A 26,817-nucleotide genomic window follows, 5' to 3' on the forward strand; every position below is an offset into this window, starting at 1 on the left:
AGATCACCTATCCTTCTGGTTTTTAAATCCTTTGAATATGCCGGTTTTAACTTCTACCAAGAAAATTTTATATTCTCTTCGGTAGCTCATTATTCTCGCAAGCCGGCGAATATTGCTCTCTCCAGCTCCGCCGATGCCGTCGTCGATACTTAGAGGATCTTTTCCTTGCATGTCATAGCTAAGCGATACTTCGTATAGCTTGTTGTCGCTGGACAGAACAACCCCTTCAAGTTCGATATTTCTCGCATTTTTCACCAACAACTTTGCATTGTCGGTTGCGATTTGAATTGCCTTTTCGAAACTAATCACAAATCCCTCCAAATCTCATGTCAGGGTGATTGTTGTTGGTCGTCGGCTTGGCCGGCGATCAACAACGACTATTTGAGAAGAACCGCTCGGCGCAGATCGTTGCATTGATCCTGACTTTCCTGCGTTTCGATCCAGTTTTCGAGCCGGATGCCAGGATAACTGGTGAAGTCGCGCTCGTTGTTGGTCACCAGAATCACGTCGAGCGCAATCGCATGCGCGGCGATCAGCTTGTCGAGCGAATCCTGCTTGCGCTCGCGCGTCGCTTTTCGAACCGGCCCATATGCCGTGGCTGCGGCCGTGTCGAATGGGGCAACCGGAATATCTTCGATCAGCGCCGCAAGATTCCGTCGCTCACGAGTGGGGTTCGTGGAAACGGCAACGCCGTAGGCAAGTTCGGCGTAGGTGATGGCCGACATCACGACGTCCCCGACGTAGCATTGCGCAAATCGCCTCGCGACTTCTTCGGGCTGATTTTTCATCAGGTAGAGACACATGTTCGTGTCGAGCATGAAGCGCGGCATTACAGCCACTCGCGCTCGGCCTGCTCATGTTCGCCGCGGCCGTCGGCCATAAAATCCGGCCCGAATTTCGCGAACTTCTTGAGCACGCCCGCGAGCGGACGACGCGCCGGGCGGATACGAATCTCATCGCCGATACGCTCGATTTCGACTTCGACATCGCTGCGATCGTAGGCCAGGTCGGCAGGAATGCGAACGGCTTGCGAATTGCCGTTCTTGAAAACGCGAGTGGTATGCATGGCGGCGCCTGGCGTGTGTACAGTGGATGTACTGTAGGCTGCGTCACGCTTGATGTAAATACGCGTATGTACATCGGCATGAGCGAAATCAGGTCGCCGTGCCGACGTGCCACGGCTGGTACCGATGCTTTCCACGTCATGACCAGGCCGACCGATAGGCACAAGACGCCCCCCTATTTCAATCAAGCCCCTGCGCCCTCAGATCCGGGAGCGCTCCACCGCCGAACGCCGTATCGCGGGTTTCCGGGCGAGGGTGAGGCTCAGCGTTGCGCCGACGGCGAGGCAGGCGGCGATACAGAGCGCCGCCACCACGAAGGCGTGCGCAATGGAGGCCGGGTCGTGGCGCGAACCGAGCACGGTGTAGAAAATCCCGCCGATGACCGCGACGCTGAGCGCGGTGCTGACCTGCAAGGTCGAACTGGCGATGCCGGCGATCATGCCCGACATGGCCGGCGCAACGCGGCCGGTCACCATCCGCATCAGCGTCGGCAGCGCGAGCCCTTGTCCGAAGCCGATCGTGAACAGCGCGATGGCAAGCGGCGCGAAGGCGGGCGGCATGCCGGCCGGCGATGCCTCGATCAAGCAGGCCAGGCCGCCGAAGCCGACCACTTCCAGGCCCATGCCGAACGCATTGACATAGGTGCCGAGCAGGCGCCCAGCGAGCGGCGTCGACAACGGCCCCAGCAGGAAGCCCGCGCCGAACGGCAGGAACACGAGGCCCGCGCTCAAGGCGTCGACATGCAGGGCATTTTGCAGGTAGACGGAGAACAGCAGGAAGAAGGCGGCGATCGAATAGAACAGCAGGGCGACCAGCAACGCGCGGCCCAGGCCCGGCGCCCGGAGGGTGGCGGGATCGAGCAGCGGGGCGCCGCCCTGGCCGGCGAGCCGGCTTTCGTAGCGCCAGAAGATCCATGCCGATACCGGCGCCGCGCCCAGGCAGAGGCATGACCACAGCGGCCAACCGGCTTCACGCCCCTCGATCAGCGGCAGGATCAGCGTGCCCAGCGTCGCCATCGACAGGGCCATGCCGACCAGGTCCAGCTTGCGGGCGTGCTCCGCGCGCGTTTCCTTCAACAGGGGGATGCCGAACAGCACGACCAGTGTCGCCACCGGCAGGTTGACGAGGAAGATCGTGCGCCATGCCATGCCGAACAGGTTCAGCGAAATCAGGATGCCGCCCAGCGCCTGCCCGATCACCGAGGCCAGGCCGAAGACGGCGCCATAGAGGCTCAACGCGAGCGGCTTTTCCGCTTCCGGGAAGATCGCCTGGATCGAGGCGAGTGCCTGCGGCGCCATGATGGCGGCCGTCACGCCCTGCAAGGCGCGTCCGATGATGAGCGCCCAGGGCGACCCGGCGACGCCGCACAGCAAGGATGCCGCCGCGAAGCCGATCAGGCCGAGGAAAAATATGCGGCCGCGGCCGAACAGGTCTCCCAGTCGGCCGCCGGTAATCAGCGTCACGGCGTAGCACGTGGCGTACGAGGAAATGACCAACTGTTCGGCCGAGGACGTGGTGCCCAACTCTCCCTGAATCGAAGGCAGCGCGACATTGACGATGAAGAAATCCAGAGGCGGCAGGAAAGCGCCGACGAGCAGGACCAGGAACATGGCCCAGCGGCGCGGATCGGGTGAAGAGAGCGTGTTCAGTGGCATCAATGCGCCTTTATACGGAACCATTCGGTTCCAAAATGGACAAAAAAATTTCAATCGAGGATGCGCATTGCGCTGTCGACCAGCGCGAGCATGTCCGCTTCGAGCACGCCGGTTTTGCCCAGCACGCGCATTCCCTCGATCTGACAGACCAGGAAGCGTGCCAGGACCTGTTCGTCGCGTTCTGCAATCTCGCCGCTTGCCTGGCCTCGCACGATCGCGCCGGCATAAAGCTGCTGCAGGCGGCGGAACATGCGGCCGGTGCGTTCCGCGACCTCGGCATCGTGTGCCGCCATTTCCGTGGCCATGGCCACCACGAGGCACCCGCGTCGCCCGGCATCGCCGATCGAAAGGCGGGCGTAGCGCAGCAGCGAATCGCGAATGGCGGGCTTCACGGCGCCGGGCTGCGAGAGGATGTCGGCGGACGCCTTGAGCCCACTGGACATATACAGATCGAGCGCCGCCAGCAGCAAGCCCTTCTTGTCGCCGAACGCCTTGTAGAGACTGCCGCGCGACAGCCCGGTGCCCGCGATCAGATCGGGCAGGGATGCGCCTTCATAACCTCGGTCCCAGAAGACGTTCATCGCGTCGCGCGCGGCGTCCTCCAGTTCGAACTCGCGAGGACGGCCAAGACCAGCGGGGTTTGCCATGGATGAACCTCGTGGAAGATGCGCGGATTATATGGACTGATCGGTTTCTATGTCAACCGAGGTGGCGGACACGGGCAGCGCCATGTGCCACGGAGGGGGCGGCGGGGAAAGGCCGCGATCTTCCATCGAGGGCGTGGTCGTGGTCGCGGCGTGGGATTTTCCGCTTGATCGCGGGAGGCAGCCCCAGCGGCCGGCCGTTCGTCGACGGGGCCGCCGATCGTGTGAACCCGCCCTAAGCCGTCACCACCCCACACGCCCGCGCAATCGCATCTGCGGCCTCGTCCTCCTGCTCGGCCTGCTTGCCCGTCGCCACGTCGCTGGGCTGCCGGCCGATCGGCACGCCGTTGCGGCACGCCGTCAGCTCGGCCAGGATCGAGATCGCGATCTCGGGCGGCGTGCGGCTGCCGATATACAGCCCGATCGGCCCGCGCAGCCGCGCAATCGCCGCCGCATCGAGATCGAACAGCGCGAGCCGCTCGCGCCGCGCCGCGTTGTTGCGCCGCGAGCCGATCGCGCCGACGTAGAACGCGGGCGTGGTCAGCGCCTCCAGCAGCGCGAGGTCGTCGAGCTTCGGGTCGTGCGTAAGCGCGATCACGGCGGTGCGCGCGTCGGGCCGCAGCGCGATCACCGCGTCGTCGGGCATGCCGCTGACGAGCCGCGCGCCGGGCACGTCCCACTGCCCGGTGTGCTCCACGCGCGGGTCGCAGACGCTGACCTCGTAGCCGAGCCCCATCGCGCCGCTCGCCACGTAACGCCCCAGTTGCCCCGCGCCGATCAGCAGCAGCCGGTAGCGCGGGCCGTGCAGCGTGACGAGGCGCCGGCCGTCGAAGCGCAGCCCGCGGTCGGCGTGGCCGGCCGCGAGCGTGGCCGCGCCGCTGGCCAGATCGAGCGTGCGCGCCACCAGTTCGCCGTCGCGCAGCCGCGCCGCGAGCGCCGCGAACTGCGCCGCGTGCCGCCCGGCCGGCAGCGGCTCCAGCACCAGTTCGAGCGTGCCGCCGCATGGCAGGCCGAAGCGGTGCGCGTCGTCGGCGGCCAGCCCGTAGGTGGTGGCGAACGGCGTGCCGGCCGGCAGGCCGTCGCGCTGCACGTCGGCGATCAGCGCATCGTCGATGCAGCCGCCCGACACCGAGCCCACCGCCAGCCCGTCGTCGCGCACGGCCAGCATCGAGCCAGCCTGGCGCGGCGCCGAGCCCCAGGTTCGCACCACGGTGGCGAGCAGCGCGCCGCGGCCGTCGTGCAGCCAGCCGGCGAGGGTGGCGAGTACGTCGAGATCGAGATTGTCCACATCGGCTCCCGGTTCGAAGGTACGCCGCTCAGACGAACACCGGCGCGGCCGGGTCGAGCAGCTTGTCGAGCGTGATCGGCAGCTCGCGGATGCGCTGCCCGGTGGCGTGATGCACGGCGTTCGCCACCGCCGCCGCCAGCCCCGTGATGCCGATCTCGCCCACGCCGCGCGCGCCGAACTCGTTCAGTTCGTAATCCGGATGATCGAGAAAGATCACCTCGATCTCGGGCTGATCGGCGTGCACCGGCACCGGGTACTCGGCGTAGTTGTTGTTGCCGGGCAGGCCGGTGCGCGGATCGTACTCGGTGGCCTCGAACAGCGCCATGCCCACGCCCATCACGATCGCGCCTTCCACCTGGTTGCGGGCGGTCAGCGGGTTCATCACGCGGCCCACGTCGATCGCGCTGACCACCCGCGCCACGCGCAGATGCGAAATGCCCGGGTCCCAGCGCACCTCCACGAAATGCACGCCGAACGAGCGGAACGAGACCTTGCCGGTGGGCGCGGCCGGGCTGCTGGCGAAGCCTTCGGCGTTGGCGATGCGGCGCGACTTCAGGATCGCGTCGAACGTGGCGCTGCGCTTGCCGTCGGTCAGGCGGCCGTTGTCGACGCGCAGGTCGTCGGGCTTCGCGCCGGCGAACGGCGCGCCGTCGGCGGTGGCCTGCGTCTTCAGTTGCGTGATGGCGTTGCGGGTGGCCTCGGCGATCGCCGGCGACACGCTCGAGGTGGCCCACGAGCCGCCCGACATCGGCGCGGGCGGGTAATCCGAGCTGCCGAGCTTCACCTTGATCTTCTCGACCGGCAGGCCGGTCAGGCTCGCGACGATCTGCGCCGCGATCGTGTACGTGCCGGTGCCGATGTCCTGAATCGCGCAATTGACCTGCGCGCCGCCATCGCTGCCCAGTTGCACGCGCGCTTCGGCCGGGGCGCGATAGGCGTCCCAGTTGCAGGCGGCCATGCCGTAGCCGATCAGCTCGCGGCCGTCGCGCATCGCGCCGGTGGCCGGATTGCGCGCGGCCCAGCCGAAGCGTTCGGCGGCGGTGCGGATCGCCTCGGGCAGATGGTTGCTCGACCACGGCAGGTTGACGGTTTCGTCGCGCGTGGAGAGGTTGTTCAGGCGGAACGCGAGCGGGTCCTGCCCGGCGGCCAGCGCGAGTTCGTCGATCGCCGATTCCAGCGCGAACAGGCCGGGCGCCGCGCCCGGCGCGCGCATCGAGGTCGAGCAGCCGCGATTCACGCGCGTGGTGTGGTGGCTGACCAGCACGTTCGGGCAGGAATACAGCACGCGCGAGACGCCGCCGCAATTCTCGGTGAACGAATCGGTCATCGCCGTGGTGTTGATCGACTCGTGCCGCAGCGAGGTGAGCTTGCCGCTCGCGTCGGCCGCCAGCCGCAGCCGCTGCTTGGTTTCGGGGCGATGGCCGGTGGTGGTGAACATCTGCGCGCGCGGCACCAGCAGTTGAACCGGCCGCCCGACCGCCAGCGACGCCGCGCTGGCCGCCACCGAATGCGGCCACATGAACAGCTTGCTGCCGAAGCCCGAGCCGATGAACGGCGCTTCCACCGTGACCTGCTCGGGCGTCAGGCCGAACACGCCGGCCAGCGTGTTGCGATGCACGGTCACGCCCTGCGACGCTTCATAGACATGCAGCCGGCCGTTCTCCCAGCTCGCCATGGTGGCGTGCAGTTCCATCGGGTTGTGGGTTTCGACGGGCGTGCGATAGGTGACGTCGATGCGATACGGCGCGCCGTCGAAGGCCGGCTCGGGCTCGCCGCGCGTGTGGCCGCGGCCGCCGTCGCGCGTGCCGCTTTTTTCCAGGCCCTGGTCGAGCGTGGCGATCGCCGGGTTCGACGCGTAGCTGACGGCCACCCGGCAGGCGGCCTCGCGCGCGTGCTCGAAGGTATCGGCGATCACGAGCGCCACGAACTGCCCGGCGTAGTTGACCGTGGCGTCCTCGAACGGCACGCGCGACTCGTCGGTGATGCTCGCGCGCAGCACGGTGGGCAGCGAGATCGGGCTCTTGGTGGGGCGGTACAGGCGCGGCACGTGTTCGTGATGAAGGATGTCGATCACGCCCGGCACGCGCATCGCGTCGCGCGTGTCGATCCGGGTAATGCGGCCGCTTGCGATGGTGCTGAACACGCCGTAGGCGTAGACCATCCCGGCGGGATGCTGATCGGCCGTGTAGCGCGCGGCGCCCGTCACCTTCAGGCGGCCGTCGACGCGTTTCACCGGCTGTCCGACGATCGTATCGCTCATGCTTGGCTCCGCGGTGTCGTAGGGGAAAGAGGGGTCATCGGCGTGGGCCTCAGGCGGTGATCGTTTGCAGGTTGCGCACCACGGCCTGCTGGCCGAGTGCGATCTTGAAGCCGTTCTGGCCGTAGTCGTGTGCGCCCTGCATCGCCAGCGCCGCGGCGTGCGCGAAGCTGTCGAGCGTGGCGGGCTGACCGGTCAGCGCGCGTTCGGCCGCCAGCGCGCGCCACGGCTTGGTGCCCACGCCGCCGAGCGCGAGCCGCGCCGTTTCGATCGTGCCGCCGCGCACCACCACGATGGCCGCGCTCGATGCCAGCGCGAACTGGTAGGACGCGCGGTCGCGCAGTTTCAGGTAGGCCGAGCGGCTGCCCGCCAGCGGCGCGTCGAGCACGAGGTGCGTGACCATCTCGCCTTCGTCGAGCGCGTGCTCGCGCCACGGCGTGCTGCCCGGCAGCAGATGGAAATCGAGGAAATCGATCTCGCGCTCGCCGTGCGGGCCTTGCACCTGCACGCGCGCGCCGATCGCCGCCATCGCCACGCACATGTCGGATGGGTGCGCGGCGATGCAATGCTCGCTGCCGCCGAGCACCGCGTGCACGTTGCGGTTCAGGCCGCCGATCGCGGCGCAGCCCGAGCCCGGTTCGCGCTTGTTGCACGGCGAGACGCCATCGCGGAAATAGCCGCAGCGCACGCGCTGCATCAGGTTGCCGGCGGTGGTGGCCTTGTTGCGCAGTTGCGTGCTCGCGCCCGACAGCAGCGCTTGCGACAGCACCGGGTAATCGCGGCGGATGCGCTCGTCGCGCGCGAGCGTGGTGTTGCTGACCATCGCGCCGATCCGCACGCGGCCGTCGGGCAGCGGCTCGATGGCGTCGAGCTTGAGCTTGTGGATGTCCACCACGCGTGCCGGACGCATCACGTCGAGCTTCATCAGATCGAGCAGCGTGGTGCCACCCGCCAGGAATACGGTGTGATCCTGCGCGCGGGCGGCCAGGGCGTTGGCGACGCTGTCGGCGCGCACGTAATCGAAGTTGCGCATCAGGCGTCCCTCCCGCCGTTGCCGAGTTTGCCGCGCGCATCCTGGATCGCCGCGACGATGTTGCGATACGCGCCGCAGCGGCAGATGTTGCCGCTCATCGCTTCGCGCACCGAGTGGTCGTCGGCGGGGATGCGTGCGTCGCGCAGCACGGCCACCGCGCTCATCATCTGGCCGGCCGTGCAGTAGCCGCACTGGTAGGCGTCGTGATCCCAGAACGCCTGCTGCACCGGGTGCAGGTGACCGTTGCGGGCCAGCCCTTCGACGGTGGTGACTTCGTCGCCGTCGTGCATCAGCGCGAGCGACAGGCACGAGTTCACGGCCACGCCGTTGACGTGCACGGTGCACGCGCCGCATTGGCCGTGGTCGCAGCCTTTCTTGGTGCCGGTCAGTTGCAGCGTGTCGCGCAGCAGGTCGAGCAGGATCACGTTCGGCGCGACGCGCAGTTGATGCGTGACGCCGTTGACGGTGACGTGCAGGTTCGGATCGGTGGCATCGGCGACGGGGGGCGGTGCGGCGGGGGCGGGTGGTGCGTCGAGTTCGGCGGCGGCCGCGCCGGGCAGCCAGCCGCCGGTGCCGGCGGCGGCCACGCCCGAGGCGCCTGCCTGCAGGAAGCGGCGGCGCGACAGCGCGGGGCGGGACGCGGTGGGATGGTCCTGGTGGGCGGATGCGGTGGCGCCGCTGCCGCCTCCAGCCTCGGGGGCGAGCGGTTTCGGATCGAGGGTCATCGGCGGGCTTCCGGTGTTTGTGCGGTATCGGTGGGGAGGCGCGTCGCAGTGCGGCAGTGCGCGCGCGATGTTGATTAAACCGCTTCGCGCGAGGTGGGACTAGTCGTGTTTTTTTGCAAGAGGTGTGAAGGAAAACTCATCAATCGCGGGGGAAATGGTTTCGTGTACAACCAGATGGGGGTGGGGGAGGTGGCGCTATATGTGGGGGGATATTTCGGGGTGCGATTTATTGGGTGGGGGAGGGCAAGTGGTGTGCCTGGGGGGGTGAGTGGAGCGTTGGCGATTGGGGATGTGGGATGGCGGTGGTGTCAGGTGGGCGTCATCGGGCGGTGCCGATCATGGCGTTAGGTGCGGGAGTTCTTGCGACGAGGTGCGGAGGAAATCGACGGCGCATGTGCAATCACGGTATCGGCGACGGGGTGGAGAGGCATTGGGGCGTTAGAGGGGCGAGGCGAAAAACATCTAAATTTTCGTAAAAATGATAGATGAATCTTGCAAAACTGATAATTGATAGATAAGATTCAGGCTTTCCAAAAGAAGAGAACCTGAGATGACTGAAGCAAAAGGAAAGGCGAAGGGTGGTAAGGCGGCGGCAGCAAAGCTGACTGATGAACAGCGGACAGAACGTGCCAAGAATGCTGTCGCAGTGCGAGAGGCTAATAAGGCACTCCCGAAGGCCACGCATGGATCGGCAGATCATCCGCTGAAAATCGGGGACGTCGAAATCCCTTGCTACGTGCTGGAAGATGGGACGCGCGTTTTGTCCCAGCGCGGCATGGTGGCAGGTCTGGGAATGACCTATGGATCAGGGCAAGGCGGGGCTGATCGACTGACCGGATTTGCAGGCGGGAAAGCCATCTCTCCCTTTATAAACAATGAAATGATGGCGCTGATCCAGCACCCGATCAGATTCGCTCATAGTGGTGGCGGAGGCGTCGCAAATGGGTACCCTGCCACTTTGTTGGCTGATATCTGCGACGCCGTGCTTGCGGCTCGTGCCGCTGGCTCACTGCAAAAACAGCAAGAACATATCGCGGCGCAATGTGAGATTTTGGTGCGAGGTTTCGCTAGGGTTGGAATTATCGCGCTGGTCGACGAAGCCACCGGCTACCAAAAGGATCGGGCGCGCGACGCGCTTGCTCAAATCCTAGAGAAATTCGTCGCTAAGGAGCTTCAACCATATGTGCGTACCTTTTCTCCCGAATATTACGAAGAGATGTTTCGTCTTCGAGGATTGAACTATCCCCCTGAGAATCCGAATTTCCGCCCCCAATATTTCGGCGTTTTGACAAATGATGTGGTGTATGGGCGCCTCGCCCCGGGACTTCTTAGCGAATTGAAAGCGTTAGCTAAGAAAGGTGAGCGCAAGGCTCACCTACATCGTCGGCTGACGCAGGATATCGGCCACCCAAAATTGAGGGAGCATTTGGCGTCCGTGACAACCATCATGAAGCTGTCGTCGAACTACGCAGATTTCATCTCGAAGCTCAACCGTATTCACCCTCGATTCGGAGATACGGTTCCGCTCGAACTTGAAGAGGACGACCGAGGCCAATAGGTCGATTTAAAGCCCCGCTTCAAGCGGGGCTTTTTGTTTGTGCCACACCGAAATCACCCTCAGGTCAGCCTCCCGAATCCGAAAATAAATTGAAAATTCGCTACCAGGACGAATTTCTTTCAAAATTCCAACTGCTGGATTATCTAGTCACATCAAACAACAGCACGCCATCAGGACACCACTCAGTCGATACGCTGGCGATTCCAGAAACCGGCGAATCAAGAAAACGTCGATCCCCAAGCCCCATGGCGCAATTCGACGGTTTGCCGTCGCATCCCGGCAAAAGTCAAAAATCCCCGCATCCGTTAGCACGCAATGAGGCATGCGGCGTCCGCATGCCGGCTCCCGCGCGCGACGCCCGGGTCGTATTCCTTCGATTCCCGCAGGCGGTGCGTGCCACGCCGCGCCTGCGCCTTTCCTGGCCGACCATGTTTCGAACCCTCACGATCCGCGGCGGGCTCGCCGCCACGATTGCCGGCTGTACGACGCTGCTGATGCTGGTGATCGCGGCGGCGGCGTTCTCGCTCGTCAAGAGCAACGGCGCGCTCGACGCGATGTACCGCGACGACACCGCCTCGGTGGTGCATCTGAAGACCAGCTCGGAACGGATGCTGATGATGCGCGTCGGCCTCGGCAACGTCGAACAGATCATCAGTGCGGGCAAGCCGGCCGCCGCCGACATCCACCGCCTGCATGCGCTGCTCGACGACAGCAACCGCGAACTGGCCGCCTACCGCGCGCTGCACCAGCCCGACGCGGCCGAAAAGACCCTGCTCGACACGCTGCTCGCCAAGCGCGAGCGGCTGTTGTCGCAAGCGTTCGAGAAGGGGCTGAAGCAGCTCGACAGCGACAACCTGGTCGATTTCCTCGGCACCCAGCGCGACATGCCGGCGGCATGGTTCGACGAATACCAGCAGGCGCTGACGGCGCTGGAGGCGCTCCAGGTCGACCGCCAGCGCGCGCGCTACGAGCAGGCGGCAAGCCGCTTCGGCATGGCGCTGACGGCGTTCGGCATCGCCGGGGTGGTGGCGCTGGTGGCGGGATTCGTCGCGCATCGCGGGCTGACGCGCGCGATCGTGCGACCGATCGATGCGGCGGTCGGGCATTTCGCGAAGATCGCGGCGGGCGACCTGACCGGGCGCATCGACACCGGCCGTGGCAACGAGATGGATCGCCTGCTGACCGCGCTCGACGCGATGCGCCAGCGCGTGGCCGGGGTGGTGGGCGAGGTGCGCGCGGGCACCGATGCGATCCGGCTCGACGCGCGCGACATCGCAGGCGGCAACCGCGATTTGTCGTCGCGCGCGGGCGAGCAGGCCTCGTCGTTGCAGCAGGCGGCGGCCAGCATGGAGCAACTGACGGCGACGGTCCGCCAGAACGCCGACAACGCCCACGACGCCAGCGAACTGGCGACGCGCGCATCCGACATCGCGTCGCGCGGCGGCGAGGTGGTGAAGCAGGTGATCCGCACCATGGATTCGATCTCGGACAGCTCGACGCGCATCGTCGGCATCGTCGGCGTGATCGAGTCCATCGCCTTCCAGACCAATATCCTGGCGCTGAACGCGGCCGTCGAGGCGGCGCGCGCGGGCGATCAGGGGCGCGGCTTCGCGGTGGTGGCGTCGGAAGTGCGCATGCTGGCGCAGCGCTCGGCGTCGGCGGCCAAGGAGATCAAGGAATTGATCGTGGCGTCCTCCACCAATGTCGACGAGGGCAGCGCGCTGGTGATGCGCGCCGGCGCGACCATGGACGAAATCCTGCAGGCGGTGCGCAGCGTCAACGCGATCATGGCCGACATCAGCCTGGCGTCGCGCGAGCAGTCGTCCGGCATCGAGCTGGTCAACGCGTCGGTGGTGCAGATGGAGGCCAGCACCGCCCACAACGCAGCGTTGGTGGAGACGGCGTCGGCCACCTCGGCCTCGCTGGAGCGGCAGAGCGAGAGCCTGCACGCGGCCGTGTCGTGGTTCCGTGTGGCCGAAGGCGCGGCGGTTTGAAGGATTGAACGCTCAAGCACCTGAGTGCTTGAGCGGCCCAGCGCCCAGCGCCCAGCGCCCAGCGCCCAGCGCCCAGCGCCCAGCGCCAACCGCCAACCGCCAACCGCCAACCGCCAACCGCCAACCGCCAACCGCCAACCGCCAACCGCAAACCGCAAACAACCCAGCGAGGCGCAACCACACCCCCCCCGCACACCCCCGTCAGAACTTATGACGCATCCCGATCCCCACCACCGTCTGCTGATTGGTAGTAGACGGCGTCTGCCCGCTGACATCGGCCCCAAGCCCCGAACCATCCGGCGCGATGCGCTCGTAACTGACCTGCGCATACAGATCGGTGGTCTTCGACAGCAGGTAATCGGCCTGCATCGACACCTCGTGCCAGTGCGGGCGATGCCCGCCCGTCGTGTTCGAGATCGCGCCCTGCGTGTAGGTGTACTCACCATTCAGGCTGAACGCGGGCGTCAGCAGGTAGCGCGCATTGACTTCGTAGTTGCTGAAGCTCGCGCCCTGGCCGTTCTGCGCGAGGCTCAGGCCGTTCGCGCCGTTGATGGTGGCGAGGCCGCCCAGTTGCGTGCGGGTCCAGACGAAGCCGAGCAGCGCCTGGCCGAGCCGATAATTGACGCCCGCGCCGTAGGTGCGCTGCAGCGCCGCCACGAAGGTGCGCTCGGTCAGCGTGATCGCGCCATTGGTGTTGGCGCTGCCGCCGTTGTTGGCCTGCAGATAGCCGGCCGCCACCGTCAGCGGGCCGGTGTGATACGCGGCGCCCGCGCTGTAGACGCGGTTGTCGCTGAAGCCGCCGGCCTCGTTCGAGAACGCGTAGAGCGTGCCGAACGTCAGGCCGTGGAAATCGGGGCTGGCGTACTTGACGGCGTTGTTCACGCGGAACGAGTTGTTCAGGTTGTCGTTGTCGTACGGGTGCGCCGACAGGTTGTTGCCGCCCGGGTGATGGCCCGTGAAGCTCAGCGGCGCGAGGTAGTCGACCAGCGCGTCGTACTGGCGGCCGAACGTCAGCGTGCCGAGATCGCGGTTCGCCAGGCCCGCCCACGATTGAAAGCCGAACAGCCGCCCGCCCTGGCGCAGCGAGCCGTTCATCACGCTGAAGCCGTTCTCCAGCGTGAACACCGCCGAGGTGCCCCCGCCCAGGTCCTCGCGCCCGGCGAAGCCCCAGTGGCTGCCCGTCACCGAGCCGCTGGCCGCCTGGAACTGCTTGTTGCCGCCCGCGTTGCTCGTATACACGAGCCCGGCGTCGATGATGCCGTACAGCGACACGCTGCTCTGGGCGTGCGCCGTGCAAGTGATCAGGGCCGCACAGGCGGCGACGGCGAGGGTCGTCTGCTTCATGAATGTCTGTCGTCGGAAAGGAACAGCGAGGGTCGGGCGCCGGCCGGTGCGGGTCGCGGCGCAAGAAGTCCGGTGTCGTGGAATGGCCTGGCCGGTTTCGCTGCAAGCAGTGAAACCGGCCAAAACGGCGTGCTATATTCCGAAACACGAACGATTTCTATTTACAGCGCGAGACTCTAAGGGCGGCTTGTAATGGCGATGTGTTGGCGCCATGCCTTTTTGTAATGGATTGCGTTGGCGCGACCCTCGCGCTTTCCCCAGACATGACGATGGATCACATCCTGGTCGTTGACGACGACCCCCATATCCGGCAATTGCTGCAGGATTACCTGCGCGAAATGGGCTACCAGGTGCAGGTAGCCAGCGACGGCACGCAGATGAAGCAAATCCTGCGGCGCACCGCGATCGACCTGATCGTGCTCGACCTGATGCTCGACGGCGAGGACGGCCTCGACATCACGCGCGACCTGCGCCGCGAACACGGCGTGCCGATCATCATCCTGTCCGCGCGGGGCGGCCTGCTCGACCGGATTCTCGGCCTCGAAATGGGCGCCGACGACTACCTGCCCAAGCCGTTCGATCCGCGCGAGCTGGTCGCCAAGATCAAGGTGGTGCTGCGCCGCACGCGCGCCATGCCCGGCGAGCGTACGGCCGACGCCAGCGCCTGGATTCGCTTCGCCGGCTGGCGGCTCGATACGCGCATGAAGCAACTGCTCGCGCCGGACGGCCTGGTGGTGTCGCTGGGCGGCTCCGACTACCGCACGCTGCGCACGCTGCTCGACCATCCGAACCGGCCGCTGTCGCGCGAATTCCTGCTCGACCGCGTGTTCGACAAGGGCCTCACGCCGCTCGACCGCTCGATCGACGTGTGCGTGAGCCGGCTGCGCCAGACCCTCAACGACAACGCCCGCCAGGCCACGCTGATCCGCACCGTGCGCAACGCGGGCTACATGCTGGTGGCCGAGGTGGGCTACGAGGCGTGAGCGGGGTTCGATGACCCGGCGCGCATGATGGCGCGGCCGGTGTGAAGAAAACGTCAATGAAACGCCAATGCGTGGTGGGCGGGGCGGCAATCGGGTGGCGCCGCCCGCCATCGCCAAGCTTCAGCCGGCGAGCACGTCCTTCAGGTAGACCCCGCCCGACAGCGCGGCCTTGACCTGCCGCGTCGGCTCGTCCACCAGCACTTCCTCTTCGCCCGCTTCCACCGCATCGAGCGCCACGCGGATCACGTCCTCCGGGCGCGCCTTCGGCACGTCGAACGCGCGAATCATGTCGGTATCGATATAGCCGGCGTGGAAGCCCGTCACCAGCGTGCCCTGCGCGCGCAGCTCGTGGCGCAGGCCGTTGGTCAGCGCCCACGCGGCCGCCTTGCTGACGCCGTAGCCCGCGATCATCGGCGTGTTGGCCCAGCTCAGGATCGACAGCATGTTCAGCAGCGCGCCGCCGCCGTTGCGCCCGAGAATGCCGGCGAACGCGCGCGTCACGTTCAGCATGCCGATCAGGTTGGTATTCAGTTGCTCGTGCAGCACCGCCGGGCCTTCGTCCGACAGCAGGCTGCCGATCCGGCCGATCCCCGCGTTGTTGATCAGCACCGTGACGTCGCCGCACTCGCGCGCGGCCGCCTCGGCCTGCGCGGCATCGGTCACGTCGAGCCGGATCGGCGTCACGCCGGGCAGCGTCACCGTCGACGGGTCGCGCGCCGCCGCGTAGACCTTCTTCGCGCCGCGCGCCAGCGCCTGTTTCGCGAGTTCGAGGCCGAGGCCGCGATTCGCGCCCGTGATGAAAACCACCGCACCTTCGAGTTTCATGAGAAGCATCCTTTCGCGCCGAGCGCGTCGTGTTGATATGACGATCATCATATTTTTGGGCGAACCCGGGCGCCGGCCGTGATCGTCGTCGGCCGGCGCGGAAAACGGAATCAGGCGGGGGCGTAGCGGTGCAGCAGTTCCTGCTTGGCGGCGCTCAGCACGGCACGGCCGGCGTCGTTGTCGCCGAGCGTGCGAGCCAGTTGCAGCGCGCCGAGCAGCGTGCTGACGATCGCCCAGGCGGCGTCGGCGGCGAGGCCGTCCGGCAGCGCCCGTTGCACGTGGCGGTGGAGATATTGCACGACCTGCCGCGAGGCGCCGACCACGGCCTCGGACTGGATCGGCATCTCCGAGGACAGCGCCGCCACCGCGCAGCCTTGCTCGCGGTCGGCGATCACGCCGTCGTACAAATAGGTTTCGATCATTGCGCGGAACGGATCGACGCCCGCCGCCACCAGCCGCGCCGCCTGCGCCTCCATGACGGCGATGCTGTCGCCGGCCGCCTGGTCGAGCGCGGCGCACAGCAGCGCGTCGCGCGAGGCGAAGTGCGCATAGAAGCCGCCGTGCGTGAGGCCGGCTTCCTTCATCACGTCGGCAATGCCCACGCCGTGGAACCCGGCGCGCCGCACAGCGCGGCTGCCGACATCGAGGATGCGTTCGCGGGTGGCTTCCTTGCGGGTACGGGCGGCGGACGGTTTCATCGCTGGGTTCATATGATGATCGTAATATGATGTGCATCATATGAGATGCGGCCGGGGCGGCGCAAGCAGTTTTTCATGGGGCGCGAACGATTGGGGGCGATGGCGCGTGTGGCCGGCCCGGGTCGATTTCGGCTCGCGTTTGAGTGCGATTCCCTGGCTCGCTTTTCCCTTGTTTGCGCGGTTCGTAAAAAAGCACGTCTGTCCGAAATCACCTCGACATTCTGCCGTCCTCCCGCCCTGTTTCAAGCTGGCCCGTTTCTTGCCCTTAGGTATCGCCCATCGAGCTCCAATCGCCCGCTAAACCTTGTGGGCCGGGCGTTTGTCGTCGCTAGGCGGCGTGCCGAATTACTACGGCACCGAGCCGAGGTGTAATTTCTACAAAAAGGAAGAGACCAATGAACGAAGCACTGTTAGTGAGGTTGATTGCCGTCGGGCTGTTCGCGATGGTGTGCTGGTCGATGTGGGATGCCCTCCGGGTGGCTGTGCGCAGCCCGCTGGAAGGCGCGCTGCGTCGCACCCAGACGGTGTTCCGCCTGATGCGGGCGGTGGTGTATGCGGCGCTGCTGTACGTGCTGTCTGCGTGGGGCGCTTACGAGGCCTGGTTCGCGTCGTCGGTGGTGTCGTGGACGCTGGCCACGCTGCTGGTGACGGGCGGGGTAACCGGTTGCTACTTCGGCTGGTGCTTCCTGACCGTGCGGCCGCCGGCCTGAGCGTGAATGCGGCGGCACGGTGGGCCGGGTGCCCGCGTGCCGCTTCCCGAATGGTTGGCGCGCCCGAAGCGCGCACCCAGAGCCTGCCCCTTCACAGGATTCCCGATGATCGCCACGCAGTCCGCCCACGACGTCCTCACGGCGCTTACGCGCGCCGGCTTCGAATTGAACCTGCCGCTGTCGGTCGCGCCGCTGCGCGAGGACCGCGATTACCGCGCGCTGGTGGCGGCGGGCCGGATCGGCCTGAACCTGCCGGCCAGCGCCTGGGTGGACACCGAGATATGGGCGGTGGTGGCGGCCTACGTGAACGTGCACGGGCTGGTGGCGATCCGCGAGTTGCAGGCCGACAAGCTGCACCTGACGCCGTTCGAGACCGGCGCGGCCAACGAGGTGATCGCGCTTGCCGAGCGCATCGCGGCGCTGGCGGTGACGCCGGCTCTGCGCGCGGCGGCCTGAGCACGGAAGCCGCCATGAAGCGACGCCCGCTGAACCGCTCGCAATTGCTGCCGTTGCCGGCCGAAGCCTTGCGCCGCGTGCGCCTGCGCCATCACCTCGCGCTGGCCTTGCTGCGCGGCGCGCAAGCCGCGCCCGAGCAACTGGCGCTGCTGTTGAGCACGGTGCAGATCGCCTATCTGCTGCGTTCGCCGGCAGCAGGGCGCGCGGCGCGGGCCGCCGCGCGGCAGGCCGACGAGGCGGGCGATGGGTGGGATGCGTGCGAGATCGACGACGAAGCCGCGCCGTACCGCCGCGCGGAACGCGCGCTCGAACAGTGCTACCTCCGCCTGCGCGGCGGCGCGGCCGAGCTGCTGCGCGACGACGAGCGCCGCGAGCTGGAGCGCCTGATGACGGCGTTCGACGCGCGGCTCGCCACGCTGCCGTCGCAGCGCTATCTCGATGCGCAGGCCGAGCTGCACCACTACGTGTTCACCGGGCGCTCGCCGATCCCCGCGGGCCCGTGTGACAGACCGAATTCTGCAATTGCATTGAAAAAAATCGCGCCGCCGAGCGGTGGACGAGACATCCAGGTTTGACGAATCGAGGTTCCCCATGAACGCAAAATCGATGATGTACCCCCGACCGGACGCCCCGCGCCGGATCGAGGGCGTGGTATTCCATATCGCGCTGAACGGCGGCTGGCTGGAAACGGTGGGCATGCCGTTCGAATGCCGCGGCCGCACCTGGGCGGTCCACCGCTCGCCGCTGTTCGCGCCGGACGGCCATCCGCGCTACACCGTGTCCGATATCGAAACGGGCCGCGGCCTGCGCCGCGTGCTCGAACCGACGATCGACGCCGCGCGCGTGGTGGCCACCACGGTGATCGACGCGATGCCGTCGCCGGTCTGGAACAAGATGGTCAGCCACCGGCCCGTCGCATCCGTCCTGATGACGGGCCTGGCGGCCTGAGCGTTGTGCCGGCCATCGTGCCGGCTTTGGCTGGGCGTGGTGGCGGGTGGTCGAGCGGCGAACCGTCGAGGGTTAAGCACTGAGCACCGAAAGCCGAAAGCCGAGCACCGAAAGCCGAGCACCGAAAGCCGAGCACCGAAAGCCGAGTACCGAGCACCGAGCACCGAGCACCGAGCACCGAGCACCGAGCACCAGCGCCGAACTGCCCACCGCCAACCCGCCCAGCGCCTGCGTCCACCCCGCCGTCCCCCCGCCCGGTTGCCGCCGGGCGCGGCTTTTGCTGCGATTAAAGACGAGCAGCCCGCACCGCGCACGTTAGAATCGCGGGACTCAAACGCCGCCGCCATCATCGGGCGCGCATGTGCCCGGCCCGCCGGGACTGCCATCGACATCTGAACGACTGAACATGATCCAGGACGAATCCGAGCCGCAACATCCGGCGCCCGACCCACAATCGAGCACGCCGTCCGGGGCGCTCGCACCGCGCGGCATGGGGCTGCCCGAGAACGTGGAGACGGGCGTGCCGGGGCTCGACGAGATCCTCGGCGGCGGCCTGGTGCGTGGCGGCCTTTACCTGATCGAAGGCATGGCCGGCGCGGGCAAGACCATCCTGTCGAGCCAGATCGGTTTCCACCGCGTCAAGCGCGGCGAGCGGGTGCTCTACATGACGCTGATCGCCGAATCGCACGACAAGCTGCTCGGCCACCTGAACGGGCTCGAGTTCTTCGATCCGGCCGCCGTCGCCCAACAGATGATGTTCGTGTCGGGCTATCACGAGCTGATGAAGGACGGCCTCGACGGCTTCCTGAAGCTGATCGCGTCCAGCCTCACGCATTACCGCCCGGGCCTGCTGATCATCGACGGCTTCCGCAGCGCGCGCGAATTCAGCGAAACCGAGCTGTCGCTGTCGAAGTTCATCCACGAGCTCAACGCGCTGGTGGCGGCCATGGGCTGCACCACGCTGCTGCTCGCGCCGCTGTCCGGCAACGAGCCGCACCCCGAACACACGCTGGTGGACGGCCTGATCGAACTGAACCGCTACAGCGACGGCATGCGCCGCGCGCGCGAGATCGAAGTGCACAAGATGCGCGCGCGCAATCACATGCTCGGCAAGCATTTCTTCCGCATCACCGGCCGTGGCCACGCGATGTATCCGCGCCTGGAGGCGCGCTACGCGAATCTCGAGGACGAACGCGACCTGAGCCAACGGCTCGGCACCGGCCTGCCGCACCTCGATCACCTGCTCGGCGGCGGCTTCGTGCGCGGCTCGACCACCACGCTGATCGGCCCGGCCGGCGTCGGCAAGACGCTGCTCGCGCTGCAGTTCCTGCAGGCCGGCGTCGAACGCGGGGAGAAGGTGGTGTACCTGGGCTTCTACGAATCGCCGCAGCGGCTGGTGGGCAAGGCCGAAACGGTCGGCATCCGGCTGCGCGAGGGCTTCGCGGACGGGCGGCTGATCATGCAGTGGCAGCCGGCCGTCGAACTCGAAGTGGACGAACTGGCCGCCACCACGCTCGATCTGATCCGCAGCTCGGGCGCGGATCGGCTCGTGATCGACGGCATGGAAGGTTTCCGCGATTCGGCGCTGCGGCCCGCGCGCTTCGGGTTGTTCCTGAACGCGTTCACGCACGCGCTGCGCGATTCGGGCATCACCACGCTGCTGACCGAGGAACTGCCGCTCTATGCGGACCCGGCGCACGGCAAGGGCATGCGGCTGTCGGCGCTGACCGAGAACCTGATCCTGCTGCGCTACGTGGAGGCCGACGGCCGCCTGCGCCGCATGGTGTCGGTGGTCAAGCAGCGCGAGAGCGCGCACGACACCTCGCTGCGCGAACTGATCATTACCTCCGATGGCCTCGACGTCACGCCGAACGCGATCGGCGCGTCGGGCCTGCTGTCGTCGCAAGGGTTGACGACCATGCTGCACCGGCCGATGACGGATGGCTAGCCGGCGATGAAAACCATCCTGGTCGTGGACGACGAGTTCGACATGCTGACCGTGTGGCGTCTGCTGCTGGAGCAATGCGGCTACGCGGTCGTCACGGCGTCGAACGGTGCGATCGCGCTCGACCGCATCCGCGAAACCGTGCCGGATCTGATCGTCACCGATTACATGATGCCGGTGATGTCGGGCGTCGAACTGTGCGCGGCGCTGGCGGGCGATCCGCGCTGGCAGGCGATCCCGGTGATCTTCTGCAGCGCGGCGCTCGATTTCCCGATGGCCCACAATCCGACGATCGACTACGCGCGCAAGCCGTTGGCGTTCGACACGCTGCACGCGATGATCAAGCGGCGTCTCGGCGAGGATGGGGCAGGTTGAGCCGCCGCCAAAGGGCGAGCTTCGCAGGTGATTAAAACGTGCGCCGCCGGCATGAGCGTGAGATAGTCGCGCTGGTGTCGGCGGCGCGCCGCGCCAGGTGCGCTGACCGATTCATCCGCCGCGTTTCATGCCGCTCGCGGCGGAGTTCAACCGAGGAACCGATTCCGATGCCGGACGAATCCCGATTGGCCGATGCCGCCGCGACATCGCCGTCCCCCGCCATGGCCGGGAGCGCGGCAGCGCCTGCCGCCGATACCGCTCGCGCGCTGTCAGCCGCCGGTCGTGCTTCCGCATCGTCCGCTGTACCCGCCGCTTCCGCCGCTTCCGCCATCCCCCCCGTGCTGGCCGGCCTGCGCGACGCGACCGGCGAGCAGCACGAACAACTCCACCACCTGATGCCGCTGTCGGCGCAATCGGCCGACCTGCGCGACTACCTCGCGCATCTGCTGGTGTTGCGCGCCTGGCTCGCGCCGCTCGAACCGTGGCTCGCCGCGTGCGGCGACGGCGCCGCCGCGCATCCGGCGGCCTTGCCGCCCGTGAGCCGCGTCGCGCTGATCGACGCCGATCTGGCCGCCGCGCCGCACCACGTCGTACCACCCGGCCCGGCCGCGGTTGCGCCGTGGTGGCCGGCCGGCGCGAGCAGCGCCTACCGCTGGGGCGTCAGCTATGTGATCGAGGGTTCGCAGATGGGCGGCGCGGTGCTGTACCAGCGCCTGCACGAGCGGCTCGCGCCGCATCCGCTCGGCTTCCTCGCGACCGGCCGCCACGGCTTGTCGGCGCGCTGGAAGGCGTTCGTGCGCAGCCTGGCCGCGGAAGTCGCGACGCCGGCCCAGATCGCCGATGCGTGCCGTGGCGCGAGCGATGCGTTCGATCGCCTGGTGGGCCTGGCCGGTGCGCATCGCGCAGCCACCGTGGCGGCGTGAGGCGGGCTGCACGACCATGAACGATTTCCGCGCCGACGCCCTCGGCCCTTCACATGGCATCGCCGCCCTGAGCGCGGCGGCCGCCGCCTTCGATTGCCTGCCCGAAGCCTATCTGATCGTCAACGCGCGGCACGAGGTGGTGCTGGCGAACCGCCGCTATCTGGAGTTGCTCGGCGTGTCGCTCGACGCGGTGGTTGGCCTGCATATCCACGATATCAACCAGTTCGGCACGGCCGCGCAGCGCGAGGCGCGTCGCGAATGGCTCGACGACGCCCTGCAGGCGCCGCCGGGTCGCGAATCGTCATGGTCGCCGGTGTTCCGCTACGAGATGCCGATGCCGATGCCGTCCGACGGCGGCGAGCCGGCGCAGGTGCCGCGCTACTGGCGCATCAAGACCACGCCGCTGGTATCGGCCGATCCGGTGCTGACCGGCGCGATGGCGGTGCTCGTCAGCGAGGCCACCGATCACGTGGCCGAGTACGAACGCGATCAGCGCGAGCGCGCCAAGCTGCGCTCGCAGGCGCAGTTGCGCCAGGTGGTGGCCGACGAGGCGCGCGCCCAGTTGCGCGAGCACCAGGAACGGCTCGAGATCGCGATGGCGTTCTCGCAGGTCGGCGCGTGGGAGCTGGAGCCGCTGACCGGCCGCATCGAATGCACGGACCAGTGCCGCACCAATCTCGGAGTGGCGCTGGACGAGGCGCTCACGCGCGATCGCTGGTTCGACGAGATCGTCCATCCCGACGACCGCGCCCGCCTGCACGCGGCGATGACGCAGGCGTTCGACGCGCACGGCCAGTTCGAGGTGGATTTCCGGGTGGGCTGGCGGGTCGGCGCGCCGCGCTGGATTCTCGTGCGCGGCGTGGCCCGTTATCACGGCAACGGCGTGCTCAGTTCGGTGCTCGGTTTCACGCTCGATATCACCGACCGCAAGCAGGCCGAACTCGAAAGCCAGGCCACGGCGGCGGCCGAGAAGCGCGCGCGCGAGGAAAGCGAACGCATGGCCACCGCGATGGATCACTTCATCACGACGGTCAGCCACGAGCTGCGCTCGCCGCTCAATGCGATCCTGACCTGGTGCGAACTGATGCGGCGCTCGCCCGAGCCGTCGCTGGTGGCGCGCGCGGGCGAGGTGATCAACCGCAACGGCCGCCAGCTCGCGCACATGGTGGACGACCTGCTCGACAGCGGCGCGATCGTGACCGGCAAGCTGTCGGTGTTCCCGCGCCCGGTCGATCTGGGCGCGCTGGCCGGCATCGTGATCGAGGACATGCGGGTGATGATCGAGGCGAAGGGGCTGACGCTGCTCGCCGACCGCCTGATGCCGGCCACCGTGATGGCCGACGAACACCGCATGAAGCAGATCGTCTGGAACCTGCTGACCAATGCCGTGAAGTTCACGCAGGAAGGCACCATCGAGGTGTCGATCGCGTACGTGGGCGATCAGGTGGAGCTGGTGGTGAGCGACACCGGCCGCGGTATCGAGGCCGGCATGCACGAGCGCGTGTTCGAGCGCTTTCAGCAATCCACCGTCGACGGCGGCGGCCGCGTTGCCGGGCTGGGCCTCGGCCTGTGGCTGGCGCGCAATCTGATGGACCGGCAGGGCGGCGAGATCGTCGCCGAGAGCGACGGGCCGGCGCAGGGCGCGACGTTCCGCGTGCGCTTGCCGAAGTTCGTCTGACCGGGGGGGCCGGCAAGGGCTGCCGCAAAGCGGCGACGCGAGGCGCGGCAGGCCTCGCGCGGCGGCGTCAGCGTTGCTGGTAGGGCGGCGGTTCGTTCAGCACCGCCCAGAACATGCCGAGATCGTTGATCGCGGCCATGAAATCGTCGAACGCCACCGGCTTGACGACATAGGCATTCACGCCGAGATCGTAGCTGCGTAGCAGATCCTGCTCTTCCCGCGACGACGTGAGCATCACCACCGGAATGTGGCGCAGACTGGCGTCGCCGCGCACGCTCTTGAGCACTTCGTGCCCGTCGATCTTCGGCAGCTTCTTGTCGAGCAGGATCACGGCCGGACTCTGGTCGGGCCGGTCGGCCCACTTGCCTTCGCGGCGCAGGAACTGCAGCGCTTGCTCGCCGTCCCGCACCGAAACCACGGGGTTCGCGAGCCGCGTCTTTTCGAGCGCGATCATCGTCAGTTCGATGTCGTCAGGGTTGTCTTCCACCAGAAGAATCGGTCTTAACACACTTGCTCCGTTACTTGAATTGCCGATGCCGGGATGAGGCCCGCATCGGGCTGTCGTGCGATACGCGTTATTTCTGATCTTTCGGCACCGGTTTCGAACGTCGCGCCGGTGCCAGCGCTTCGAGCCGGGCGGCGGCGCTGTTCGCGCTTTCCTCGAATTCCGTCTCCGAGCCGGCAAACACCCGCGGCAGCGAAAACGAGATCGTCGCGCCCTGTTCGAGCTCGCCGTGCGCCCATACCTGGCCGCCGTGTCGCTCGACGATCCGTTTCACCGAAGCAAGACCGATGCCAGTGCCGTCGAATTCGTCGACATGGTGCAGCCGCTGGAACACGCCGAACAGCTTGTCGACATAGCGCATGTCAAAGCCCACGCCGTTGTCGCTGACGAAGAACACGTCCTGCCCGGCCAGTTCGTGTTGGCCCGCGTAGCGTCCGATTTCGATGCGCGCGGGGGTGCGAGAGGCGGAGAATTTTACAGCGTTCTCCACCAAATTACGCAGTACCAGGTGGATCAGCACCGGGTCGGCCATCACCGCGCCGAGCGCGCCGGCCTGCCAGACGATGCTGCGCGGGGCGGCGTCCTTGTCGGCGTCGGCCATCAGCGTGGCCAGCATCGCGTCGAGATCCACGCGCTGCGGGCGCAGCGCCGAGCGGCCCATGCGCGAGAACGACAGCAGGTCGTCCACCAGCTTGCCGCCCACCCGCGCCGAATTGACGATCCGATCGACGAAGTGCCGGCCGCGCTCCGACAGGTTCGCCATCTCCATTTCCTGCAGGAGATCGGCGAACCCGACGATATGACGCAGCGGCGCGCGCAGGTCGTGCGAGACGGTGTACGAGAAGCCTTCGAGTTCCTGGTTGGCGCGGCCCAGTTCGAGCGCCAGCTCGGCCAGTTCCTCGGCGCGGCGCAGCACGATGCCGAGCAGCGCGGCGCGGAAATCGAGCGCGATCTCGCGTTCGGCCGGCCGCCACGGCGGGGAGAAGCCGCGCACGGTGTCGGTCCACACGTCGAAGCTCTTGCGCGGCGACAGCGAATCGGCCATCGGCGCGAGCTTCTCGCGCGGGTCGCCGGCCCATTTGATGGTCTTCACCACCTCGGGCCGGAACCACACGATGTAGTTGCGGAACAGGCGCGAGATCGACACGGCCAGCGCGCCCGCGTAATCGGGGCTGGCCTCGATCACCGGCACGTCGCGGGCGAGGTTGTCGGTCCAGAACACTTCCTCGATCTGGGTGTCGAGCCATTTGACCAGCTCGCCCACCTGCGCCTCCGGCGGCGTGACGCCGGCCAGCACCACGCGGCCCTCGAACACGATCGCCACGCCCGCCGCATGCGTGAGCTTGAGCAGGTCGCTCGGGTCGGCGGCCAGCGCGTCGACGAAGCTTTCCGTATCGGCCATCGAGGCCAGCAGCCGCGCCAGCATGTGCCGCAGGTCGAGCCGCAGTTCGGCCTCGGCGTGATCCTCCTTGGCCTCGATCTGCAGCGACAGCACCTGCGCGATGTGCTCGCAGGCCGTGCGCACCTCGAACGGCGGCACGCGCGCGGTTTCGTGGTGGCACGAGATCAGCCCCCACAGCTTGCCGCGCACGACGATCGACATCGACATCGACGAATACGTGCGCATGTTCTTCATGTACTGCACGTGCACCGGCGAGACGCTGCGCAGCGACGCGTAGGTCAGGTCGGTGGGGCGGCCCGTCGACGGATGAAGCGGCGGCACCAGCGGCACCGGCCGGTAATCGGCGTCGGCGATCAGGCGGATGCGGTTGCGCACGTACAGCGCGCGCGCCTGCGAGGGGATGTCGGAGGCCGGGAAGTGCTGATCGGCGTACGACGCGTAGCCCGGCTCGATGCGCTCGGCCAGCACGTGGCCGTTGCCCTGCTCGTCGAAGTTGTAGACCAGCGTGCGGCCGAAGCCCGTGATGCGCTGCACTTCGCTGGCGGCCAGATCGGCCAGGCCGGCGGTGGTCTGCACGTCCTGCAACTGGTTGATGAACGTGCGCACCAGCGGATACATCGACGAGAACACCTCGGTGGTGCCGCGCGCGGGCTCCAGTTCGACGATCGCGAGGCCATCGTGGCGGTGCACGATGATCGCGAACGGCGACGGGCGGGGGCGGCCGGTGCGCGGGTCGTCCATCGAGCCGACGTAGAGCGGCAGGCCGTTCGGATCGTGCTCGTGCAGCGCGGCGAGGATGGCGGCCGCCCAGGTTGCGCCGACGAAGCTCGCCAGCGGGCGGCCGGGCAGCGCGTCGGGCGTGCCGCCCACCAGTTCGACGGCGTTTTCGCTGGCCTGCAGGACGCGGCCATCGTCGTCGATCGACAGGAGGAAACCGTGCGGCTGGATGCCGCCGGGGATGTGAATGGGTTCGCGTGCGCAGTCGGCGTCGTTCGCATCGAAAACAGACGGGATCGGGGCTGCCATGGGCTCTCCGGGCTGGGGTGTCGGCATTTTCGCACAGCGGGCGGGTGCGCTGCGGCTGGGAGCCGCGCCGGGCGGGGCGGGCGAGGCGTCGCGTGCGATCACAGAATGCCCGCCGCACGGGCCTGCCGATCTTGCGCGTGGACCGGATTTACAGGACAGACAAGGGCAGGGTGGCTCGCTTTAATGAGCACCGAGAATCCCAATCCGAGAGAGCCATGAACGAAGCGATGCCGACGCTTGACGACGCGCTGTGGTCGATGATCCAGCCTCTGATTCCCCCGGCCAAGGCGCGTCGCACGCGCTACCCGGGCCGCAAGCCGCTGGGGGATCGTGCCGTGATGGCCGGCATCCTGTACGTGCTCGAAACCGGCATTCCGTGGGGGCAACTGCCGCAGGAGATGGGTTTCGGCTCGGGCATGAGCTGCTGGCGGCGCTTGCGCGACTGGCAGCAGGCCGGCGTGTGGGCCCAGATCCACGCCGTGCTGATGGGCCAGATGCGCTCGGCGGCGCGTGTGGATTGGTCGCGCGTGCAGATCGAATCGCGGCCGAAGCGCGCGGCCGGGGCCGAGGTGCGCGCCGCCGTGATCGCGGCGGCCGAAGCGGGTGCCCCGCAGATCGGTTTCGGCGTGCAGCCGGCCGGCGCGGCCTGCCCGCCGCCGCCGATCTCGGCGCTGGCGCCGGTCTCGGCTCCGATCTCCGCGCCCGCTCCGGTGCCGGCGCCCGTGCTGGCCGTCCAGCCCGCGCCGCGCGTGGTCCAGCCGCAACGCGGCGCCCCCGAGGC

The 26,817-nt window shown here is 67.4% G+C and carries 25 protein-coding genes and 1 pseudogene; 12 read left to right on the forward strand and 14 right to left on the reverse strand.

What is annotated here, in order from left to right; genetic code table 11:
• Positions 1-3: 3 nt before the first annotated feature.
• The 9 genes from AB4851_RS07285 to AB4851_RS07325 form a co-directional block, all read right to left on the reverse strand.
• A complete protein-coding gene (locus AB4851_RS07285) occupies positions 4-309 on the reverse strand; it encodes a hypothetical protein (RefSeq protein ID WP_414449055.1) in 306 nt (101 codons plus the stop codon).
• 68 nt (positions 310-377) lie between these two features.
• Positions 378-830, reverse strand: coding sequence for a type II toxin-antitoxin system VapC family toxin (locus AB4851_RS07290; protein ID WP_414449056.1), 453 nt, complete (start codon positions 828-830; stop codon positions 378-380).
• The gene (locus AB4851_RS07295; protein ID WP_414449057.1) at positions 830-1,066 is read right to left on the reverse strand and encodes an antitoxin; all 237 of its coding nucleotides are present in this window, start codon (positions 1,064-1,066) and stop codon (positions 830-832) included. The genes AB4851_RS07290 and AB4851_RS07295 overlap by 1 nt, the downstream gene beginning before the upstream one ends.
• 198 nt (positions 1,067-1,264) lie before the next feature.
• Complete coding sequence (locus AB4851_RS07300) at positions 1,265-2,719, reverse strand: MFS transporter (RefSeq protein ID WP_414449058.1); 1,455 nt, start codon at positions 2,717-2,719, stop codon at positions 1,265-1,267.
• Between the two features lie 50 nt (positions 2,720-2,769).
• On the reverse strand, positions 2,770-3,366 hold the full coding sequence (locus tag AB4851_RS07305; protein WP_414449059.1) for a TetR/AcrR family transcriptional regulator: 597 nt from the start codon (positions 3,364-3,366) through the stop codon (positions 2,770-2,772).
• 232 nt (positions 3,367-3,598) lie between these two features.
• A complete protein-coding gene (locus tag AB4851_RS07310) occupies positions 3,599-4,651 on the reverse strand; it encodes an XdhC family protein (protein ID WP_414449060.1) in 1,053 nt (350 codons plus the stop codon).
• A 28-nt stretch (positions 4,652-4,679) separates the two neighbouring features.
• On the reverse strand, positions 4,680-6,911 hold the full coding sequence (locus tag AB4851_RS07315; protein WP_414449061.1) for a xanthine dehydrogenase family protein molybdopterin-binding subunit: 2,232 nt from the start codon (positions 6,909-6,911) through the stop codon (positions 4,680-4,682).
• A gap of 49 nt (positions 6,912-6,960) precedes the next feature.
• Entirely contained in the window at positions 6,961-7,941 is a 981-nt protein-coding gene (locus AB4851_RS07320) for an FAD binding domain-containing protein (protein ID WP_414449062.1), read from the reverse strand.
• Positions 7,941-8,666, reverse strand: a complete 726-nt coding sequence (locus tag AB4851_RS07325) for a (2Fe-2S)-binding protein (RefSeq protein ID WP_414449063.1) — start codon at positions 8,664-8,666, stop codon at positions 7,941-7,943. The genes AB4851_RS07320 and AB4851_RS07325 overlap by 1 nt, the downstream gene beginning before the upstream one ends.
• Before the next feature lie 550 nt (positions 8,667-9,216).
• Between AB4851_RS07325 and AB4851_RS07330 the strand changes: the two genes are divergently transcribed.
• Positions 9,217-10,224: a P63C domain-containing protein gene (locus AB4851_RS07330; RefSeq protein ID WP_414449064.1), complete on the forward strand. Its 1,008-nt coding sequence runs from the start codon at positions 9,217-9,219 to the stop codon at positions 10,222-10,224.
• Positions 10,225-10,652: 428 nt separating this feature from the next.
• Positions 10,653-12,218 (forward strand): methyl-accepting chemotaxis protein, encoded by a 1,566-nt coding sequence (locus AB4851_RS07335; protein WP_414449065.1) that lies wholly within the window; start codon positions 10,653-10,655, stop codon positions 12,216-12,218.
• A 201-nt stretch (positions 12,219-12,419) separates the two neighbouring features.
• Here the strand turns inward: AB4851_RS07335 and AB4851_RS07340 are convergent, their stop codons facing one another.
• Positions 12,420-13,562 (reverse strand): porin, encoded by a 1,143-nt coding sequence (locus AB4851_RS07340; protein ID WP_414449066.1) that lies wholly within the window; start codon positions 13,560-13,562, stop codon positions 12,420-12,422.
• 269 nt (positions 13,563-13,831) lie between these two features.
• Here AB4851_RS07340 and AB4851_RS07345 point away from each other — a divergent pair, with 269 nt between their 5' ends.
• A complete protein-coding gene (locus tag AB4851_RS07345; protein WP_414449067.1) occupies positions 13,832-14,545 on the forward strand; it encodes a response regulator in 714 nt (237 codons plus the stop codon).
• A gap of 120 nt (positions 14,546-14,665) precedes the next feature.
• Here AB4851_RS07345 and AB4851_RS07350 read toward each other — a convergent pair whose 3' ends face one another.
• Complete coding sequence (locus tag AB4851_RS07350; protein ID WP_414449068.1) at positions 14,666-15,370, reverse strand: SDR family oxidoreductase; 705 nt, start codon at positions 15,368-15,370, stop codon at positions 14,666-14,668.
• Between the two features lie 110 nt (positions 15,371-15,480).
• The gene (locus AB4851_RS07355) at positions 15,481-16,068 is read right to left on the reverse strand and encodes a TetR/AcrR family transcriptional regulator (RefSeq protein WP_414440139.1); all 588 of its coding nucleotides are present in this window, start codon (positions 16,066-16,068) and stop codon (positions 15,481-15,483) included.
• A gap of 395 nt (positions 16,069-16,463) precedes the next feature.
• On the opposite strand from AB4851_RS07355, the gene AB4851_RS07360 reads away from it, so the two are divergent.
• The 8 genes from AB4851_RS07360 (at position 16,464) to AB4851_RS07395 (ending at position 23,103) form a co-directional block, all read left to right on the forward strand.
• Positions 16,464-16,778, forward strand: coding sequence for a hypothetical protein (locus tag AB4851_RS07360; RefSeq protein ID WP_414440138.1), 315 nt, complete (start codon positions 16,464-16,466; stop codon positions 16,776-16,778).
• 105 nt (positions 16,779-16,883) lie between these two features.
• Positions 16,884-17,234, forward strand: a complete 351-nt coding sequence (locus AB4851_RS07365; RefSeq protein WP_414449069.1) for a hypothetical protein — start codon at positions 16,884-16,886, stop codon at positions 17,232-17,234.
• Between the two features lie 14 nt (positions 17,235-17,248).
• Positions 17,249-17,809, forward strand: coding sequence for a hypothetical protein (locus AB4851_RS07370; protein WP_414449070.1), 561 nt, complete (start codon positions 17,249-17,251; stop codon positions 17,807-17,809).
• 31 nt (positions 17,810-17,840) lie between these two features.
• Entirely contained in the window at positions 17,841-18,182 is a 342-nt protein-coding gene (locus AB4851_RS07375) for a hypothetical protein (RefSeq protein ID WP_414449071.1), read from the forward strand.
• A 406-nt stretch (positions 18,183-18,588) separates the two neighbouring features.
• The gene (locus tag AB4851_RS07380; RefSeq protein ID WP_414449072.1) at positions 18,589-20,130 is read left to right on the forward strand and encodes an RAD55 family ATPase; all 1,542 of its coding nucleotides are present in this window, start codon (positions 18,589-18,591) and stop codon (positions 20,128-20,130) included.
• Positions 20,131-20,136: 6 nt separating this feature from the next.
• Positions 20,137-20,502, forward strand: a complete 366-nt coding sequence (locus tag AB4851_RS07385; protein WP_414449073.1) for a response regulator — start codon at positions 20,137-20,139, stop codon at positions 20,500-20,502.
• Positions 20,503-20,840: 338 nt separating this feature from the next.
• The gene (locus tag AB4851_RS07390; RefSeq protein WP_414449074.1) at positions 20,841-21,425 is read left to right on the forward strand and encodes a biliverdin-producing heme oxygenase; all 585 of its coding nucleotides are present in this window, start codon (positions 20,841-20,843) and stop codon (positions 21,423-21,425) included.
• Entirely contained in the window at positions 21,364-23,103 is a 1,740-nt protein-coding gene (locus tag AB4851_RS07395; RefSeq protein WP_414449075.1) for a PAS domain-containing sensor histidine kinase, read from the forward strand. The genes AB4851_RS07390 and AB4851_RS07395 overlap by 62 nt, the downstream gene beginning before the upstream one ends.
• Positions 23,104-23,170: 67 nt before the next feature.
• Here the strand turns inward: AB4851_RS07395 and AB4851_RS07400 are convergent, their stop codons facing one another.
• Together AB4851_RS07400 and AB4851_RS07405 are read right to left on the reverse strand one after the other, a co-directional pair.
• Positions 23,171-23,611, reverse strand: coding sequence for a response regulator (locus tag AB4851_RS07400; RefSeq protein ID WP_414440130.1), 441 nt, complete (start codon positions 23,609-23,611; stop codon positions 23,171-23,173).
• Between the two features lie 67 nt (positions 23,612-23,678).
• Positions 23,679-26,036 carry an ATP-binding protein gene (locus AB4851_RS07405; RefSeq protein ID WP_414449076.1) on the reverse strand — a complete coding sequence of 786 codons (2,358 nt, stop codon included), beginning with the start codon at positions 26,034-26,036 and terminating at the stop codon, positions 23,679-23,681.
• A gap of 215 nt (positions 26,037-26,251) precedes the next feature.
• On the opposite strand from AB4851_RS07405, the pseudogene AB4851_RS07410 reads away from it, so the two are divergent.
• Positions 26,252-26,602, forward strand: a pseudogene (locus AB4851_RS07410) (transposase); the annotation flags it as partial.
• Positions 26,603-26,817: the final 215 nt, after the last annotated feature.

The organism is Burkholderia sp. 22PA0099, from assembly GCF_047497165.1.
GTDB lineage: Bacteria > Pseudomonadota > Gammaproteobacteria > Burkholderiales > Burkholderiaceae > Burkholderia.